The organism is Mesorhizobium sp. B2-5-11 (genome assembly GCF_006440835.1).
Lineage (GTDB): Bacteria > Pseudomonadota > Alphaproteobacteria > Rhizobiales > Rhizobiaceae > Mesorhizobium.
This window is the reverse complement of record NZ_VFUK01000001.1, coordinates 858840-876037: the sequence shown is the minus strand read 5'-3', so window position 1 is coordinate 876037 and position 17198 is coordinate 858840. Positions and strand designations below refer to the sequence as shown.

Sequence of the window (17198 nt, the reverse complement as noted above, 5' to 3'; positions counted from 1 at the left end):
GCCCGGTTCAATCAACTTTCGCGGAGCATGAAAATATTGCGTTTTGAAGCCGGCAAATTGAGTGAAACGAAATGTAATCAAAAGGATACGGCATGAGCGATACAAGCGTCGAAAACAGCCTGCCGCGGCTGGATCTGGCCTTTCCCTATCGCTTCTTCGGATCCGGCGGGGCCAGCGACGAATGCCTGTTCCTGCTGCATGGATCAGGTGTCGACGAGACGACCCTGGTGCCGCTGGCGAGGCAGATCGCACCGCATGCCTGCCTGGTCGCCGTGCGTGGCCGCATCGTCCAGGACGACGGCTTCCGCTGGTTCGAGCGGATCACGCCGACCAGCTTCGAGCAGGCCAGCATCCGCCGCGAGACGGCCGCTTTCGCACGCTTCATGGCCGAGGCCATGAAGCGGCACCGGATCGATCCGAAGCGCGCGGCTTTCCTCGGCTATTCCAACGGCGCCAATCTGGTTTCCAGCCTGATGCTGCTCCATCCCGGCCTTGTCGGACGGGCGGCACTGCTGCGGCCGATGCCGGTGCTGGACGAGACGCCGGCAACCGATCTGACCGGCATCAAGGCGCTGATTGTCGCCGGCGCCGCCGACCTGACCTACGGACCCTTCGCGCCGGCCCTGGTAACGCTGCTCAGCCAGCGCGGCGCCGAGGTCGACGCGCGTATCGTCGCTTCGGGCCATGAAATCGGCGACCCCGATGCCGCGATCGTGCGGCAATGGCTTGCCCCGCCCGCTCCTGCCGCCTGACGGGCAAGACGCGGATCGCCGCGCTCAGCCTCCTTCAGCGATGCCGGCCTGCGCCCCGGCAATCAGCAAGTCGAGGCCGCTTTCGAACAGCGCCTCGTGACCGCCCGCACGATAATCGGCCAGGGCCTGGCTGAGCAGCGGGTAACCGCTTGCCTTGGCATCGAGCGCCGCACCTCGACCCGGGCCGGCCGGATATTCTGCCTGTTCCTCGAGGACGCAGCCCACCGTGTAGCGCCCGACGATCATCAGCAACCGCATGGCCATGACGGAAGGCATGCCGGCCTCGCGCAGAAAAGTGAGCAACCGTTCGACATGTTCGAGATCGCCCGGATCGGCCTCGGTACCGGCATGGACGCGCGCACCGTCGCGATAGGCCATCAAGGCGCCGCGGAAGCTGCGGGCGTTGTTGCGTACGAATTCCTGCCAGCTCTCGCCCGGCAGCGGTACCTGATGTCCATGGCCGCGCCGCAGGATCTCCTCGTTCATTGCGTCGAGCAGGGCGCGCTTGTTCCTGAAATGCCAGTAGAGTGCCGGCTGCTGGACCTTGAGCCGCTGCGCCAGCAGCCGGGTCGAGAGCGCATCGATGCCGACGTCGTTCAACAGCTCGAGCGCCTGCGCCACGATCAGCGCCTTGTCCAGCTTCATATGCACCTCGCTTGCCCAGCCAATTTATCGGTGATAAACGCTACCTTATCACCGATAAACTTTAGGAAAGAAGCATCTCGATGAAAAGGGCCTATCTCGTCGTGCTGACGGCAATGGCGCTGGACGCGGCCGGCATCGGGCTGATCATGCCGGTGCTGCCGGGGCTGTTGCGCGGGGTTGGCCATGTCGAGGACATTGGCTGGATTTTCGGCGCGTTCCTCGCCGCCTATGCCGCAATGCAGGTGCTGTTTTCGCCCCTGCTCGGCGCGTTGTCCGACCGCTACGGCCGCCGGCCGGTGCTGCTTCTGTCGCTTGCCGGGTCGATGCTGGATTATCTGTTCATGACCTTCGCGCCGTCGCTGCCGCTGCTGTTCGTCGGCCGACTGATCGCCGGCCTAACGGGCGCCAGCATGGCGGTGGCCTCCGCCTATATGGTCGACATCAGCAGCGAAGAGCGGCGCGCCCGCGCCTTCGGCCATCTGAGCGCCGCTTTTGGCGTCGGGTTCATCGCCGGTCCGGCGCTCGGCGGCCTGCTCGGCGATGTCTGGCTGCGCGCGCCGTTCCTGGCGGCGACAGGGTTCACCGGCATCAATCTGGTGCTGGCCTTCCTTCTGCTGCCGGAGCCGGAGCGGGTCGGCGGCACAGGCGAGCCGCTGTCGTTCAACCCGCTGGCGCCGCTGCGTTGGGCCCTGACTTTTCCGGCCCTCCTGCCGCTGCTCGGCGCCTTTGCCGTGCTCGGCCTTGTCGGCGAAGTCGGCGGCACCGTCTGGGTTCTCTACGTGCAGGACAAATTCCGCTGGAGCCTTTTCACTGTGGGCATCTCGCTGGCATTGTTCGGCCTCTTCCATGCCGGAGCCCAGGGTTTCGTCGCCGGACCGATCGCCGAGCGCTGGGGCGAAAGGCGAGCGCTCATGGTCGCCATCCTTGCCGACAGCACGGCCTATGTGTCGATCGCGCTGGCCTGGCAAGGCTGGATGGCGTTCGCGCTGTTGCCGCTTTTCTGTCTCGGCGGCATCGGAGCCCCGGCGCTGCAATCGTTGCTGACGTCACGTGTCGCGGCAGATCACCAGGGGCGATTGCAAGGTGTGCTCACCAGCATGACGAGCCTGGTCTCGGTGTTCGGACCACTCGTGATCGCCATGCTCTATTTTCGCACTCGAATGGTCTTCCCAGGCATGGTGTGGGTCGCGGGCGCGACCCTCTATGTCCTCTGCCTGCCCCTGCTGCTCGCAACCGGATTGCCCACGGCCAAACGGGAGGCGGCGGAGTGAGGATAATAGTGGCCGGCGACAGGGTTATCCCTGCCCCATCCTGTTCCAGGCGTCCAGCCCGGCGATCTTATAGGCCTCGGCCAGCGTGGGATAGTTGAATGTATTGTTGACAAAGAAGTCGACCGTGCCACCCAGATTGATCACCGCCTGGCCGATGTGAATCAGTTCGGTGGCGCCCTCGCCGACGATATGCGCGCCGAGCAAGCGGCGTGTCTCGATCGAGAACAGAAGCTTCAGGAAGCCGGTGTTGACGCCCATGATGTGGCCCCGCGAGGTCTCGCGGAAACGGGCCACGCCAACCTCGTAGGCGGCGCCGCTCTCGCGCACCTGTTCCTCGGATTGGCCGACGGTGGAGATCTCGGGCACCGCGTAAATGCCATAAGGAAAGGTTTCCGGCGGCGGCGGCAATGTCACGCCGAAAGCATGGCACGCGGCTACCCGGCCCTGCTCCATCGAGGTGGAGGCCAGGCTCGGAAAGCCGATCACGTCGCCGGCGGCGTAAATGTTGGGCACGCTGGTCTGGAAGGTGTGCGGATCGACCTTGATGCGTCCCCTGGAGTCAGCCTCGATGCCGACCGCATCGAGGCCGAGGCTACCGACATTGCCGGTGCGGCCCGCGGCGTAGAGCACGATCTCGGAACGTATGGTGCGCCCGTCGGCCAGCGTGACCTCTGCATGGTCGGGCCTGGAGGCAATCTCCTTCACGGCGCTTCCCAGCCGGATGGTCATGCCGCGGTCGCGCATCTGGTGGATGAAGTCGTCGACGATCTCGCGGTCGACGAAATCGAGGATCGTGTTGCGCGGCTCGACCAGCGTCACCGGCACGTCGAGTGCCGAAAAGATCGTCGCGTATTCGACGCCGATGACCCCGGCGCCGATGACCGTCAGCGTGCGCGGCAAGCGGTCGAGCTCGAGCATTTCGTCACTGTCGAACACGCGGCTCTTGTCGAACGGCACGTCGCCCGGCCGGTGCGGCCTGGTGCCGACGGCGATCAGCGCATTGGCGAAGCCGACCTCGCTGTAGTCGCCATTGTCCGATGTCAGGCTGACCCTGTTGGGCCCGAGAAATTTCACCGCGGCGCGGGAGCTCTTGACCGTGTTGCGCATGAACTGGTGCTGCAGCACCTCGACCTCGTGGTCGAGCGTCTTGTGCAGGCGCTCGACCAAGTCTCCGACCGAGATGTCCTGCTTAACCCGATAGCCGCGCCCATAGAAGCCGCGCTCACGCCAGCCCGAGAGATTGAGCACGGTTTCGCGCAGCGTCTTCGACGGAATGGTGCCCGTGTGCACGGAAACGCCGCCCAGGCGCCGCCCCCTGTCGACGACCAGTACCGATTTGCCGAGTTTGGCCGATTGTACAGCGGCACGACGGCCGGAAGGGCCGCTGCCAATGACCAGCATGTCGTAATCCATCCTGCCCGTCCCTGCCCCTTGGCGCTTTTGGTGCGCCGCAACAAGCTAACGCCATGTCAGGCGCGAATTCAACCGGCCCGCCGGCCGCTTCCCCCGCCTTGCGCACCGGGAAAGGCTCGATCTTGATTCCGCCATCAGCCTTTACCATTTTCCCAGCAGGTGGGGCGCAGGCTAAGCAGGCCCCTGTTACGAGGAAATTACATGAACGCTCGCGTTCTCGACGGTGAAATCATCAATACCAGGCTCGACGACGTGAGGGCCTATGAAGGCGTACGCACGCGGCGTGTCCTGGCGGTCATGATCGACTATGTCATTGTCGCGCTGCTCATCATCCCTGTCGCCATATTAGTGTTCTTCCTCGGGCTTTTGACCCTCGGCCTTGGCTGGATGCTGTTCGGCGTCCTGGTCCCGGCCGTCGCGATTCTCTACATCTGGAACACGCTTGGCAGCGCCAACCAGGCGACCACGGGCATGAAGATGATGGGCATCCGGCTCGATCGGCTCGACGGCAGGCCGATCGACGGGCTCACGGCAGTGGTCCATTCGGTGCTGTTCTGGGCCGGCAACGTCATCCTGTCGCCGCTGGTGCTGCTGGTGACGCTGTTTTCCGATCGCAAGCGCACGCTGCACGACCTGCTGCTCGGCACGGTGGTCAGCCGCACCGGCCGCTGAGGCGCATTTTCGCAGGCATCGCCGCGGCGTCGGCACAAATGTGAAGGCGTCCGCATGGCCACGCCTTCACAATCCTGTTGAATTTTTCGCTTTCCGCGCCAAAGGTAGAGCGATTCGAAGGAGTGTTTCCGAGACTCGATGACGCAGCACCCGACCCAGTCGCCGCAGTTCTTCCTGACCGCGCCGTCGCCGTGCCCCTATCTCGACGGCCAGTTCGAGCGCAAGGTGTTCACGCATCTGGTCGGCGACAAGGCGTCAGAGATGAATGATCTCCTGACCCAAGGCGGGTTCCGCCGCTCCCAGAACATCGCCTACAGGCCGGCCTGCGAAACCTGCCGCGCCTGCGTCTCCGTGCGCATCCTGGCGCAGGAATTCGTCGCCAGCCGCAACATGAAGCGCGTGCTGCAGCACAATTCCGATCTCGTCGGCGCCATGCACAATGCCGAGCCCTCGACCGAACAATATTCGCTGTTCCGCAGCTATCTCGATGCCCGCCACCGCCGCGGCGGCATGTCGGACATGACGGTTCTGGACTACGCCATGATGGTCGAGGACACCCATGTCGACACCAAGGTCATCGAATATCGCCGGCGCGGGCCCGATACTTTCATCACCGGCAAGGGACAGGGCGAGCTGATCGCGGTGGCGCTCACCGACAAGATGGCCGACGGCCTGTCGATGGTGTATTCCTACTTCAATCCCGACTTCGAGGAGCGGTCTCTCGGCACGTTCATGATCCTCGATCACATCGCTCGCGCCAGGGCGATGGGGCTGCCCCATGTCTACCTGGGATACTGGGTCAACGGCTCGCGCAAGATGAATTATAAGATGCGCTTCATGCCGCAGGAGCATCTCGGCCCGAAGGGCTGGGAGCGCTACACCAACGAAGCGGTCTCACGCTGAGTTTTTCCAAGATCCACGTTTGACTGTTTCAACGCAGGGGATGCTGGTCTTTCAGCCGCTTGGCGGGAGAGTGCGTCATTGCGCCGATCGGCTGTCCCATCTGTATTTCATTACGAAAGTTTGCAAATGACGTCCCACAGCGACCACCAGAAGGGCCTTCTGATAACCGCCATTGGCGGCCTGACGCTGACCCTCGACATTCCGCTGATCCGCCTCGCCGATGGCGGCGCATGGACGATCCTGCTCTTGCGCGGGGCCGCCACCTTCATCGCCGCAATGATCATCTGGGCTGTCTGGCGGGCGCTGAGCCGAAACGCGCCCGAGCTCATTCCAGGCTGGTCGGGACTTGCGGCCGCGATATGCTACGGGCTGACCTCGATCACGTTCGTCACCGCCGTCTTCTACACCTCGACCGCCGACCTGGTGTTCATCCTGGCCTTCAACACGGTGTTCGCTGCGCTCTTGTCCTGGTTGTTTCTCCAGGAAAAGCCGCGGGCGGTGACGCTCGCGGCGATGCTGGTCATGATCCTCGGCGTGCTGGTAATCGTCGGCGGATCTGTCGGCACCGGACACCTGTTCGGCAATTTCATGGCGCTGTGTTCGGCCTTCTTCATTTCCGTGGCCATCACCATTTCGCGGGCCAGCGGCAAGGACATGGGCTTCACGGCGCTCGTCGGGGTGGTTCCGTCGCTCGTGCTGGCGGCCTTCATGGTGTCAGGTGAAGGCATCCATGTGAGCGCGCCCTGGTGGATCATCTTTAATGGCGCCGTGATCATGCCGATTTCGTTCTTCTGCCTGGCGGCCGGCCCCAAATACATCTCCGGACCGGAAGTGGCGATGTTCTACCTTCTGGAGACCGTGCTGGCACCGGTGTGGGTATGGCTGATCTTTTCCGAAACGCCGTCACGCAACAGCCTGATCGGCGGCGCGATCCTGATCGTCACATTGGTGGTCCATTCGGTGTGGCAGTTGCATGACGGACGCAGGCGCCGCGCCGCCCTTGCGGTGCGTCATCCGGCCTGAATCTTCTTCGCCTCGCCGTCGATCTCGATCAGCGACGGCGAGCCTTCCTGTTCAGGGGAAGCAGGCATCTCGTCCATCATTTCCACCTCGCGCAGCCATTCGCGCCAGATCGCCACCAGCAGTGCCATCAGCACCGGGCCGATGAACAGGCCGAGAAAGCCCATCGTCTTGACGCCGCCGATCAGGCCGAAAAAGGTCGGCAGGAAGGGCAGTTTTATCGGCCCGCCGACGAGCTTCGGTCGCAAGGTCTTGTCGACGATGAACAGTTCGACCGTCCCCCAGATGAACAAAGCCAGGCCGGCCACCGGTGAGCCGCTGGCAGCGAGATAGATCGAAACCAGCGTGAAGGACAGCGGTGCCCCGCCGGGAATCAGCGCCATGACCCCGGTGAGCGCGCCAAGCGTCACGGGCGACGGCACGCCGGCCAGCCAGTAGGCGATGCCGAGCACCAATCCCTCGCCGATGGCGATGACGGTCATGCCGGTCACGGTCGAGGAAATGGTCGCCGGCACGACCCGCGAGATGCGCTCCCACCTCGTCGGCAGGATGCGCTCGCCCAGGCGATCGACCTGGCCCGCGAAATGCTCACCGTCGCGATAGGCGAAGAACAGCGCGATCATCATGAACAAAAGCGTCAAAAGCAGGCCGAAGGCGCTGCCGCCAGCGGCAAGGACGCCGCGATAGATGCTGCCGATATTGGCGCCGCTGACCAGTTGGATCAGTTCGCCGATGCCGCCGGGATGGCCGAGATTGGTCGTCCATTGCTGGTTCAGCCATTCTCCTACGATAGGCAGCGTGGCGATCCAGTGCGGTGTCGGGGCGCCGTGCCGGTTGGTCTCGATCGCCCAGCCGACCCATTCGCGCACCTCGTTGATGGCGTAGGTGCCCGCGAGCGCGATCGGTATGACCAGGAAGGCAAGGATGAACAATATGGCGAAGGTGGCGGCGATGGTGCGGTTGCCGCCGACACCGGCCAAAAGCCGCCGGTAGAGCGGCCAGCTCGCGAAGGCGATGACCAGCGCGGCCAGCACCGGGAACAGGAAGCCGTGGAAGAAATAGACGCCGGCGGCAACGATCAGCACCAGCAGCCAGCGCGCCGCCGAGAGCGGGGGGATGACGGCGGCTCTGAGCGGCGTCGACAGGCCGAACAGGCGCTGCCCCGGTTTCTGGATCTTCGCTTCCTTCAAACGCTCGTCTCTCCCGGCCATCCCGCTGCTTATGCTCTGATATAGTGCAGCAATCGTGACGATAGTTCAAAAGGTGATGGTGAAGCTGCGGATCTCCCCCCTCGAGGGGGAGATGGCCGGCAGGCCAGAGGGGGTAGCCGCGCGTAAGGCGCTAGCATTCTTTGTTCAAAGCAATGAGGTTGCGTCCAGTCGAACCGACCCCCTCTGTCGCCTTCGGCGGCATCTCCCCCTCGAGGGGGGAGATTACCCAAATTTCCCGGTCCTCGGGAAACCCTTCGGCACCATGCGGCCAGCCGACGCGCGGGCGCCGATCCATTCGGCCAATTCCTCGCGCGACCTTGTAAAGGTGCGGTCGGCCGAATCCTGCCAGGAAAGGCCGGTCTCCAGCGTAAACGGCTTGAGATCGAGAAGCCCGCCATCCTTGTATTTCTGCAGCCGCACGCCCTTGCCGCGGCTCATTTCCGGAATGTCGGACAGCGGAAACACCAGCATCTTTCGGTTCTCGCCGACGATAGCCAGATGATCGCCGCCGACCGGCACGCAGCGCTTGGCTTCGTCGGGCGCCTTGACGTTCATCACCTGCTTGCCCTTGCGGGTGTTGGCGACGACCTCTTCCTCCGGCACGATGAAACCGTTGGCGTCATGCGAGACCAGCAGCAGCTTGCGCTTCGGATCGTGAACGAAGGCGGTGACGATGTCCTGGTCATTGTCCATGTCGACGATGATGCGGATCGGCTCGCCATGGCCGCGCCCGCCTGGCAGCCGATCGGCGCCGATGGTGTAAAATTTGCCGCCGGTGGTGAACACCAGGATCTTGTCGGTCGTCTGCGCATGGAAGGCGAGTTTCAGGCTGTCGCCTTCCTTGAACGCAAGCTGCGAATGATCGGTCAGATGACCCTTCATCGCACGCAGCCAGCCCTTTTCCGAGACCACCACGGTGACCGGCTCGCGCTCGATCATGGCATGTGCGATGTCGGTCAGGTCATGCTCGGGCGCATCGGCGAACTGGGTGCGGCGCTTACCGAGCTCGGTCTCGGGGCCGAATTTGTCCCGCAGGCTCGCAACCTCCCACTTGATCGTCCCCCATTGCTTGGCTTCGGACGCAAGCAGCGCCTCGATCTGCTTCTTTTCGGCAGTGAGGCCGTCGAATTCCTTGCGGATCTCGAATTCTTCCAGCTTGCGCAGGGCGCGCAGGCGCATGTTGAGAATGGCTTCGGCCTGGGTGTCGGTGAGCGACCAGCGGGCCATCATGACCTGCTTGGGCTCATCCTCCTCGCGGATGATCTTGATCACCTCGTCGATATTGAGATAGGCGATCAGGTAGCCGGCAAGGATCTCCAGCCGTCTTTCGATCTCGCCGAGGCGATGTTTCGAGCGGCGGATCAGCACGTCGCGGCGATGCTCGAGCCATTCCTGCAGCACGCCCTTCAGCGACAGGACATTGGGCACCTTGCCGCGCGACAGCACGTTCATGTTGAGCGGGAAACGGCTTTCAAGCTCGGTGAGCTTGAACAGCGATTCCATCAGGATGCCGGGATCGACGGAACGGCTCTTGGGCACCAGCACGACGCGGATGTCCTCGGCGCTCTCGTCCCTGATGTCCTCGAGCAGCGGCAATTTGCGCGCCATCAGGAGCTCGGCGATCTTCTCGATCAGGCGCGCCTTCTGCACGCCATAGGGGATTTCGGTGACGACGATGCTCCAGGTGCCCCTGCCCTGGTCTTCCTGGCTCCATTTTGCCCGCACGCGAAAGCCGCCACGGCCGGTTTCATAGGATTCGAGGATGGAGGCTCGGCTATCGACGATGATGCCGCCGGTCGGGAAATCCGGGCCCTGGACGAAATCCATCAGCTTGGCCACCGGCGCGTCCCGATGCTCGATCAGGTGAAGGGCGGCGTCGCAAAGTTCGGCCGCGTTGTGCGGCGGGATCGATGTCGCCATGCCGACAGCGATGCCGGACGAGCCATTGGCCAGCAGATTGGGGAAGGCGCCCGGGAGCACCACCGGCTCCTCGTCCTCCTCATTGTAGGTCGGCCGGTAGTCGACGGCATCCTCGGTGATGCCCGCGAGCAGCTCGGTCGCCACATCGGTCATGCGCGCTTCGGTGTAGCGCATGGCGGCGGCGTTATCGCCGTCAATGTTGCCGAAATTGCCCTGGCCGTCGACCAAGGGGTAGCGCATCGAGAAATCCTGCGCCAGCCGCACCAGCGCATCGTAGATCGACTGGTCGCCATGCGGGTGGAACTTGCCCATCACCTCGCCGACGATACGAGCGCATTTGGCGAAGCCCTGGTCGGGGTTCAGGCGCAGCAGGCGCATGGCGTGCATGATGCGGCGATGGACCGGCTTCAGCCCGTCGCGGACATCGGGCAGCGCCCGGTGCATGATGGTCGACAGCGCATAGGCAAGATAGCGCTCTTCGAGCGCCTTCTTCAGATCGACCGGTTCGATGTGATCGCCGCCACCATTGTCAGGCGGCAAAAGCCTTTTTCCCATGGGCTGGAACTAGCCGAGCGGGTGATTCGCGGCAAGAGGGCAAGCCTTGAAGTGGGTGCATGCCCTGCCCTGCAATACGAAGTCGCAGGCAAGCCCGCCAGCCAACATCAATCCGTTACATGCCGTCTCTATTGCGAAGCGCGACGACGCTCGGCGGCCCGGTCTCCAGCATGTTCGGATCGAGTTTGCCTTTCGCCGCGATTTTTGACCATTGTGGCGGGATGCGCCTTTTTCCCGTCCAGTTCGTCACTGAAGGGTGATGGCGCCAAAAATTGAAAAATAATTTTCAGGACACTCGCAGGGGCATTCGCGATGACAATCAAACGCTCGACTCTCAGGAAATTCGCCTTTTCGACCTTCTTGCTCACATTGCCGCTGAACGCGGCGCTCGCCCAGGACACCGCGGTCGCCGACCGGCTGAAGGCGGCACTTGCCGCGCAGGGCGTCAACATCTCCTGGACCGGCGTGACCGGCGACAACGCCAGCATGGTGTTGCAGGGCGTATCCATCAAACCGGGCGCGGAAAAAGAAGCCCTTGCGATCGGCGACGTCAAACTCGAGGGCGTGACCGAAGCCAATGGCGGCTATGATATCGCAACCGTGTCGACCTCGGCATTCGAACATAGCAAGGACGGCGTCACCCTCAATTTAAGCCCCCTCGTCATCCACGACATGATGGTTCCGGCCAGCGGCGCCAGCGGCCCGCTGGGCTCGCTGATGATGTACAAGTCCGCCGAACTCTCGAACATGAGGGTCAAGATCGCCGACAAGACCGCTTTCTCGATGGACGGGCTTGCCATCGAAATCACGCCGCCGGCCGACGGCCAAGCGATGAAATTCACCGGCACCACCGAGAAGTTCAATGCCGACCTGACGCTGGTCGAGGATCCCAAGTCGAAGGAAGTCATCAACGCACTCGGCTACCAGAACATTGCGGGCAATTTCGAGATGGCCGGCACCTGGCAGCCCACTGACGGCAAGATGGAGCTGTCGAAATACAACATTTCGGTCGAGAATGCCGGCACGCTCGGCATGACCTTCGATCTCGGCGGCTACACGCTCGACTTCATCAAGTCGCTGCAGGAAATGCAGAAGAAGATGGCCGCGCAGCCCGAAGGGGCCGACAACTCGGCGCAAGGCATGGCCATGCTCGGCCTGTTGCAGCAGCTTTCCTTCAACAGCGCCTCGATCCGTTTCGACGACGATTCGCTGACGGGCAAGGTGCTGGACTATGTCGGCAAGCAGCAAGGCATGTCGGGCAAGGATATCGCCAACCAGGCCAAGGCGATCGTGCCGTTCGGCATGGCGCAGCTCAACAATCCCGAGCTGACGGCGCAGGTAACGGCGGCGGTCGGCAAATATCTCGACGATCCGAAGAGCCTCGAAATCTCGGCTAAGCCGCCGGCGTCGGTGCCGTTCGCACTGATCATGGCGGGCGCCATGTCCAATCCGACCGACCTGCCGAAGACGCTCGGCGTCACCGTCAAGGCCAACGAAGACTGATCGAAGCGACCTCGACTTGCTTCAAGATACGAAAAGCCCGGCAGCGATGCCGGGCTTTTGTCTGCGATTCTCAATCGAACGAGTCACTTCGGAGGCTTCTTTAAAGCACCGTCCGAAGCGCCATCATGCCTCTTTCTTGATCGGTGCGACACGCAGCGACAAGTCGCGAAGCTGCTGCGGCGTGGCTTCCGACGGCGCATTCATTAACAGGTCGTAAGCCTGCTGGTTCATCGGGAACATGGTGATCTCGCGCAGGTTCTTGGCGCCCACCAGCAACATCACGACGCGGTCGATGCCGAATGCCGCTCCGCCGTGCGGCGGGGCGCCGTACTGAAACGCACGGTAAAGGCCGCCAAAGCGCTCCTCGACGGTCTGGCGATCCAGTCCGACCATCTCGAAGGCCCTGACCATGGTTTCGGGCAAATGGTTGCGGATGCCGCCCGAGGCAATCTCGAAGCCGTTGCACACGGCGTCGTACTGGAATGCCTTGATGCCGAGCGGCTCCTGGTTGTTGAGGGCGTCGATGCCGCCCTGCGGCATCGAAAACGGATTGTGGGCGAAATCGATCTTCTTCTCGTCCTCGTTCCACTCGAAGAACGGAAAGTCGACGATCCAGCACAGCTCGAAACGGTCGCGGTCGACCAGGTTCAGTTCCTCGCCGGCGCGGGTGCGCGCAGCACCCGCGAAGGAGACGAATTTCTTGGGATCGCCGGCGACGAAGAAGGCGGCATCGCCATCGGCAAGGGCCAGTTGAAGACGGATCGCCTCGGTGCGCTCCTCGCCGATGTTCTTGGCAAGCGGACCCGCGCCTTCGAGTTTCTCGCCTTCCTTGCGCCAGAAGATGTAGCCCAATCCGGGCTGCCCCTCGCCTTGCGCCCAGCTGTTCATGCGGTCGCAGAAGGCACGGCTGCCCCCGGTCTTGGCCGGAATGGCCCAGACCTCGGCCTTGGGATCGTTGGCCAGGATGTTGGCGAAGACCTTGAAGCCGGAATCACGAAAATGGTCAGAGACCGCCTGCATCTCGATCGGGTTGCGCAGATCCGGCTTGTCGGTACCGTATTTGCGCATCGCAACATCATAGGGAATGCGCGGCCAGTCCTTCGTGACGGGCTTGCCGTTGGCAAAGGCCTCGAAGACCGATGTCATCACCGGCGCCATGGTGGAAAGCACGTCATCCTGCTCGACAAAGCTCATTTCGAGGTCGAGCTGGTAGAATTCGCCGGGCAGGCGGTCGGCGCGCGGATCCTCGTCGCGGAAGCAGGGCGCGATCTGGAAATAACGATCGAAACCCGAGACCATGATCAGCTGCTTGTATTGCTGCGGCGCCTGCGGCAGCGCATAGAAAGTGCCGGGGTGAATGCGCGACGGCACCAGGAAGTCGCGCGCGCCTTCGGGCGACGATGCGGTGAGGATCGGCGTCGAGAATTCGGTGAAGCCGACCTCGCCCATGCGCTTGCGCATCTCGGCGATGATCTTCGTGCGCGCCACGATGTTCCTGTGCAGCGTCTCGCGGCGCAGGTCGAGGAAGCGGTATTTCAGCCTGATGTCCTCGGGATAGTCCGGCTCGCCGAAGACCGGCAGCGGCAATTCCTTGGCCGCCGAAAGCACTTCGATTTCGCGCGCGAAAATCTCGATCTCGCCGGTCGGCAGGTTGGCATTGGTGGTTTCAGGCAGGCGCGCCTTGACCTCGCCGTCGACGCGGATCACCCATTCGCCGCGCACTGTTTCGGCGATCTTGAAGGCCGGCGAATCGGGATCGGCGACGATTTGGGTCAGGCCATAGTGGTCGCGCAGGTCGATGAACAGCAGGCCGCCATGGTCGCGCACGCGATGCACCCAGCCCGACAGGCGAACGGAAGCGCCGACGTCGCTCTTTCTCAACTGGGCACAGGTATGGCTGCGGTAACGGTGCATTGTCATGGGCAAAAGTCCGGGATGTTGGGTTGCCGGCCGAAGCATCGCGGCCCGGCCTGAAAAATTTGCGCGAAAAGCGCATGGGAGGCCCGGTTTGTCAAGGCGAGTGGGCGGAGGGCCAGGGCAACGAACCCGGGTTGACGGGTTCTTTCGGAGCATTCGCCGGCGCGCAGGTCGCCCTATGAACCAAGGCTTGACAGCCGCAGGCGATGCGCGAGGTGATCGACGACCAATGCGGCGCTTGCGGAAGACGTTGTGGCCCGATGAAGGCGGATCTCCGCCCCGGGCAGCGGCGGCACATAAGGGCCAGGATGGACATCGCGCAGGCCGGGCGCGAGCATGCTGCCCTTGACCACGGTAACCGCAAGGCCCTGCTCGACGATCGCCTCCGTCGCGGCAAGGCTCGGGCTGACATAGGCCAGTCGCCACGGCCGGCCCGCTCTGTCGAGCGCGTCAATCGCCCATGCGCGAAACAAGCAATCGGGGTCCGACAACGCGACGGGCAGCGGATCGAGTTCTTCGACAGAGTGGGTCCTCGCCGCCGCCCATATCGCTCTTTCGCGGCATATCAGATCGCCCTCGGCCACACCTTCCGGATGCATGGCGATGACCGCGTCAAATGATGAGCCGAGCCGTTTCAGCAGCCGCGCCGTGAGGCCGATCTCCATTTCGACCTGCATGAGCGGAAATCGCACGGCGATATCGGCGAGGAGGCGTGGCAGGATCTTGGTGCCGTAGTCCTCCATGACGCCTATCCGGATGCGTCCCGCTACCCGTTGGTTGGAGACACGGGCAATCGCCTGCTCGTTAAGTGCAAGAATGCGGCGTGCGTCGATCAGAAACCCCTCGCCGGCGGCCGTAAGCTCGACATGGGCCGTCGATCGACGGAACAGCGAAATGTCAAGGCGCTCTTCAAGGCGCTTCACCTGCAAGCTGACGGTGGCTTGCGTTCGATTGAGCTGCTCGGCGGCTCGCGTGAAAGAGAGCCGCTCGGCAACGACGACGAAAGTCCGCAACAATTCCGGATCGAGACTCCGACTGCTCATTGCGCAAGCTTATCAAGCTCATTGCATTTATTCGATTCCTTTTACCCGGTTTGCCCGATACCGCTGGACTCCGAACTGGCAGAGGGGAAGCGATGGAAACTGGAGGCGTGCTCGCGGCGATTCTCTCCAGCGCCTTTGGCGGCACCGCTGTCGGTGCAACGCGCTATCTCGCGCGTTCGCTGGATCCGCTCACCATCGGCGCGATCCGGTTCGGGGGTGGTTTTCTAGTGCTCGCCGCCGTAGCGCTTCTGCGGCGGGACAAGTGGCCTGCGAAAAGCGATTGGCCGGGCGCCGCCGCATTGGGCCTGCTGTTCTTCGGCCTATTCCCGGTGCTCTTCAACGGAGCCCTTGTCTACACGACGGCGGCGCGAGGAGCTCTGGCGCTTTCGACGCTGCCTGTGCTCACAATGCTCGCAGGCGCGGTTCTAGGGATCGAACCGCCGACGACGCGCAAGATCGTCGGCGTCCTGGTCGCGATGGCCGGAGTGGCTGTCGCGCTTGGCAGCAGCCTGACGACAGCTCCCCAGGGCGCCTGGCGCGGAGACCTCCTGATGATCGCGGCGGCATTCTGCATGGCGCTCTACAATGTCTGGTCGCGACCTTTTCTCACCCGCTGCGCGCCGACATCATTCGCCGCGTTTGGCATGGCCGTCGGCACGGCCTGCCTGTTGGCGCTGTCGACTTTGACTGGAGGCCTGACGCGACTTGCCGCGCTTGAGGCGTCGCAATGGGTTGCCAGCGGATACCTGGCCGTAATTTGCGGCGCCCTGATCTTCTTCCTCTGGGCGTTCGCGCTTGAACGTGCGCCGCCAACGCTGGTTGCCGTTTCAGTTGCCGTGAACCCCGTGACGGCATCGATCTTCGGCGCCGTCTTTCTCGGTGAGCAAATCAATGCAAACCTAATTGTCGGGCTCATCGCTGTCCTCGCGGGAATAGCCATCGCGTCGGGAGCAGCCGGGCGGTTCGCCGTGGGACGTCGAGGAGGCAGGCGCCGACTTCCTTGAACGGAAAGGCGGACACATCCTGTTGGCGCGGGGAATTGCCGCTGGTATTGACGGAAGCGATGGTTCAAGAAGGGATCACAGACATGTGATCGCCTCTTAATGTCCTCCATCCGTCCGCTGATCCCGCTCCTCATCGCCGCAGGCATCCTGCTCGGCGGCAATGGGCTGCAAAGCACGCTGATCGCGCTGCGCGGCGCGCAGGAAGGTTTTTCGGCTTCCGACATCGGCCTGATGGGCACGTTCTATTTCGCCGGCTTCCTGCTCGGCTGCCTGGCCGTCACCCGCATCCTGAAGGCGGTCGGCCATGTCAGGACCTTCTCGGCGCTGGCCGCGGCCGCCTCGGCCGGCACATTGCTCCTGGTTCTGGTCATCGACCCGGTGATGTGGTGCGCGGTGCGTTTTGCCGGCGGTTTCTGCTTCGCCGGCCTGTTCACGGTGATGGAGGCCTGGCTCAACTCCGGGGTCAGCAACAAGGACCGCGCCCGCGTGCTTGCCATCTACCGCATGGTCGACATCGGCTCGGTCACCGGCGCGCAGTTCCTCATCCCGATCTTCGGAGCGGGCGGCTTCGCCATATTCGCCATCATATCGATGATGATCACGCTGTCGCTGGTGCCGGTATCGCTGGGCGATCGCTCCAACCCGACGCCGCCGGAAGACGTCAAGCTCGACCTGGCGCGGGTCTGGCGCATCTCGCCGCTCGGCTGTTTCGGCTGCATCGCCGTCGGCGTCACCAACAGCGCGTTCCGCACGCTGTCGCCGGTCTATGCCGAGCAGATCGGCATGTCTGTCGCCGATGTCGTCACCTTCGTCAGCGTCGGTATCTTCGGCGGCGCACTCATCCAATACCCGCTAGGCTATCTCTCCGATCGCTGGGACCGGCGCTCGGTGCTGCTGGCGACGACATGCTGCGCCATGCTGGCAGCGCTGGCGCTTGCGTTCGTGGCGGGAGCCGACCCGTTTCTCAACTTCCTCATCATCTTCATCTTCGGCTGTTTCGCCATGCCGCTCTACTCGCTGTCGGCGGCGCACTCCAACGACCGCGCCGGCGCGGGCGAGTTCGTTCTGATCAACGCCGCCTTGATGCTGTTTTATTCCTTCGGCGCCATTGGCGGCCCTTTCGCCGCATCGACGGCGATGCAGTATTTTGGCCCAAGCGCGCTGTTCGTGTTCAGCGCGCTGGTCTATGCAATCTTCATCGCCGTCATCCTCTATCGGATGCGGGCACGATCGGGCGTGCCGGCTGGCAAGCGCAGCCGCTTCACCGCGCTGTTGCGCACCTCGACGGTTTTCGCCCGGCTGGCGAGAAGAAACGGCGATCCGGACGGGCCGGACGGGCCGTGATGCGAGCGCCAACGCTTGACGAAAG

General features: G+C 63.3%; 14 protein-coding genes. 8 read left to right on the top strand and 6 right to left on the bottom strand.

The window, feature by feature from the left end:
• The first annotated feature begins 92 nt into the window (after nt 1–92).
• Nucleotides 93–752, top strand: coding sequence for an alpha/beta hydrolase (locus FJ490_RS04360; protein WP_140515667.1), 660 nt, complete (start codon nt 93–95; stop codon nt 750–752).
• Nucleotides 753–776: 24 nt separating this feature from the next.
• Here FJ490_RS04360 and FJ490_RS04355 read toward each other — a convergent pair whose 3' ends face one another.
• Nucleotides 777–1397 (bottom strand): TetR/AcrR family transcriptional regulator C-terminal domain-containing protein, encoded by a 621-nt coding sequence (locus tag FJ490_RS04355; RefSeq protein WP_140494084.1) that lies wholly within the window; start codon nt 1395–1397, stop codon nt 777–779.
• Nucleotides 1398–1477: 80 nt separating this feature from the next.
• Here FJ490_RS04355 and FJ490_RS04350 point away from each other — a divergent pair, with 80 nt between their 5' ends.
• A complete protein-coding gene (locus FJ490_RS04350) occupies nt 1478–2668 on the top strand; it encodes a TCR/Tet family MFS transporter (protein ID WP_140728254.1) in 1191 nt (396 codons plus the stop codon).
• 24 nt (nt 2669–2692) lie between these two features.
• Here FJ490_RS04350 and sthA read toward each other — a convergent pair whose 3' ends face one another.
• Nucleotides 2693–4081, bottom strand: coding sequence for a Si-specific NAD(P)(+) transhydrogenase (sthA, locus tag FJ490_RS04345; protein ID WP_140494088.1), 1389 nt, complete (start codon nt 4079–4081; stop codon nt 2693–2695).
• 201 nt (nt 4082–4282) lie between these two features.
• Here sthA and FJ490_RS04340 point away from each other — a divergent pair, with 201 nt between their 5' ends.
• From FJ490_RS04340 to FJ490_RS04330, 3 genes are all read left to right on the top strand, one after another.
• Nucleotides 4283–4753, top strand: a complete 471-nt coding sequence (locus tag FJ490_RS04340; RefSeq protein WP_140521755.1) for an RDD family protein — start codon at nt 4283–4285, stop codon at nt 4751–4753.
• Between the two features lie 138 nt (nt 4754–4891).
• Nucleotides 4892–5656, top strand: a complete 765-nt coding sequence (locus FJ490_RS04335; RefSeq protein WP_140494092.1) for an arginyltransferase — start codon at nt 4892–4894, stop codon at nt 5654–5656.
• A 126-nt stretch (nt 5657–5782) separates the two neighbouring features.
• Nucleotides 5783–6679, top strand: coding sequence for a DMT family transporter (locus FJ490_RS04330; protein WP_140521753.1), 897 nt, complete (start codon nt 5783–5785; stop codon nt 6677–6679).
• On the opposite strand, the gene FJ490_RS04325 is transcribed toward FJ490_RS04330, so the two are convergent.
• Entirely contained in the window at nt 6667–7866 is a 1200-nt protein-coding gene (locus tag FJ490_RS04325; protein WP_140515657.1) for an AI-2E family transporter, read from the bottom strand. The two genes, FJ490_RS04330 and FJ490_RS04325, sit on opposite strands and share 13 nt — an antisense overlap.
• A 243-nt stretch (nt 7867–8109) precedes the next feature.
• Entirely contained in the window at nt 8110–10362 is a 2253-nt protein-coding gene (gene parC / locus FJ490_RS04320) for a DNA topoisomerase IV subunit A (protein WP_140557024.1), read from the bottom strand.
• Between the two features lie 312 nt (nt 10363–10674).
• On the opposite strand from parC, the gene FJ490_RS04315 reads away from it, so the two are divergent.
• Nucleotides 10675–11865, top strand: coding sequence for a hypothetical protein (locus FJ490_RS04315; RefSeq protein ID WP_140557026.1), 1191 nt, complete (start codon nt 10675–10677; stop codon nt 11863–11865).
• Between the two features lie 123 nt (nt 11866–11988).
• On the opposite strand, the gene aspS is transcribed toward FJ490_RS04315, so the two are convergent.
• Both aspS and FJ490_RS04305 read right to left on the bottom strand, forming a co-directional pair.
• A complete protein-coding gene (gene aspS, locus FJ490_RS04310) occupies nt 11989–13779 on the bottom strand; it encodes an aspartate--tRNA ligase (protein ID WP_181165169.1) in 1791 nt (596 codons plus the stop codon).
• A 179-nt stretch (nt 13780–13958) separates the two neighbouring features.
• On the bottom strand, nt 13959–14825 hold the full coding sequence (locus FJ490_RS04305; RefSeq protein ID WP_140557030.1) for a LysR family transcriptional regulator: 867 nt from the start codon (nt 14823–14825) through the stop codon (nt 13959–13961).
• Here FJ490_RS04305 and FJ490_RS04300 point away from each other — a divergent pair.
• Nucleotides 14825–15829 carry a DMT family transporter gene (locus FJ490_RS04300; protein WP_318012625.1) on the top strand — a complete coding sequence of 335 codons (1005 nt, stop codon included), beginning with the start codon at nt 14825–14827 and terminating at the stop codon, nt 15827–15829. The two genes, FJ490_RS04305 and FJ490_RS04300, sit on opposite strands and share 1 nt — an antisense overlap.
• Nucleotides 15830–15928: 99 nt before the next feature.
• The gene (locus FJ490_RS04295) at nt 15929–17173 is read left to right on the top strand and encodes an MFS transporter (RefSeq protein ID WP_140557032.1); all 1245 of its coding nucleotides are present in this window, start codon (nt 15929–15931) and stop codon (nt 17171–17173) included.
• The last annotated feature ends 25 nt before the right edge of the window (nt 17174–17198 follow it).

Bases quoted from the DNA above. Each gene is read 5' to 3' on its own strand.
- FJ490_RS04360 (WP_140515667.1), top strand. From the start codon at position 93: ATGAGCGATACAAGCGTCGAAAACAGCCTGCCGCGGCTGGATCTGGCC.
- FJ490_RS04355 (WP_140494084.1), bottom strand. From the start codon at position 1,397: ATGAAGCTGGACAAGGCGCTGATCGTGGCGCAGGCGCTCGAGCTGTTG.
- FJ490_RS04350 (WP_140728254.1), top strand. From the start codon at position 1,478: ATGAAAAGGGCCTATCTCGTCGTGCTGACGGCAATGGCGCTGGACGCG.
- sthA (WP_140494088.1), bottom strand. From the start codon at position 4,081: ATGGATTACGACATGCTGGTCATTGGCAGCGGCCCTTCCGGCCGTCGT.
- FJ490_RS04340 (WP_140521755.1), top strand. From the start codon at position 4,283: ATGAACGCTCGCGTTCTCGACGGTGAAATCATCAATACCAGGCTCGAC.
- FJ490_RS04335 (WP_140494092.1), top strand. From the start codon at position 4,892: ATGACGCAGCACCCGACCCAGTCGCCGCAGTTCTTCCTGACCGCGCCG.
- FJ490_RS04330 (WP_140521753.1), top strand. From the start codon at position 5,783: ATGACGTCCCACAGCGACCACCAGAAGGGCCTTCTGATAACCGCCATT.
- parC (WP_140557024.1), bottom strand. From the start codon at position 10,362: ATGGGAAAAAGGCTTTTGCCGCCTGACAATGGTGGCGGCGATCACATC.
- FJ490_RS04315 (WP_140557026.1), top strand. From the start codon at position 10,675: ATGACAATCAAACGCTCGACTCTCAGGAAATTCGCCTTTTCGACCTTC.
- aspS (WP_181165169.1), bottom strand. From the start codon at position 13,779: ATGCACCGTTACCGCAGCCATACCTGTGCCCAGTTGAGAAAGAGCGAC.
- FJ490_RS04305 (WP_140557030.1), bottom strand. From the start codon at position 14,825: ATGAGCAGTCGGAGTCTCGATCCGGAATTGTTGCGGACTTTCGTCGTC.
- FJ490_RS04295 (WP_140557032.1), top strand. From the start codon at position 15,929: ATGTCCTCCATCCGTCCGCTGATCCCGCTCCTCATCGCCGCAGGCATC.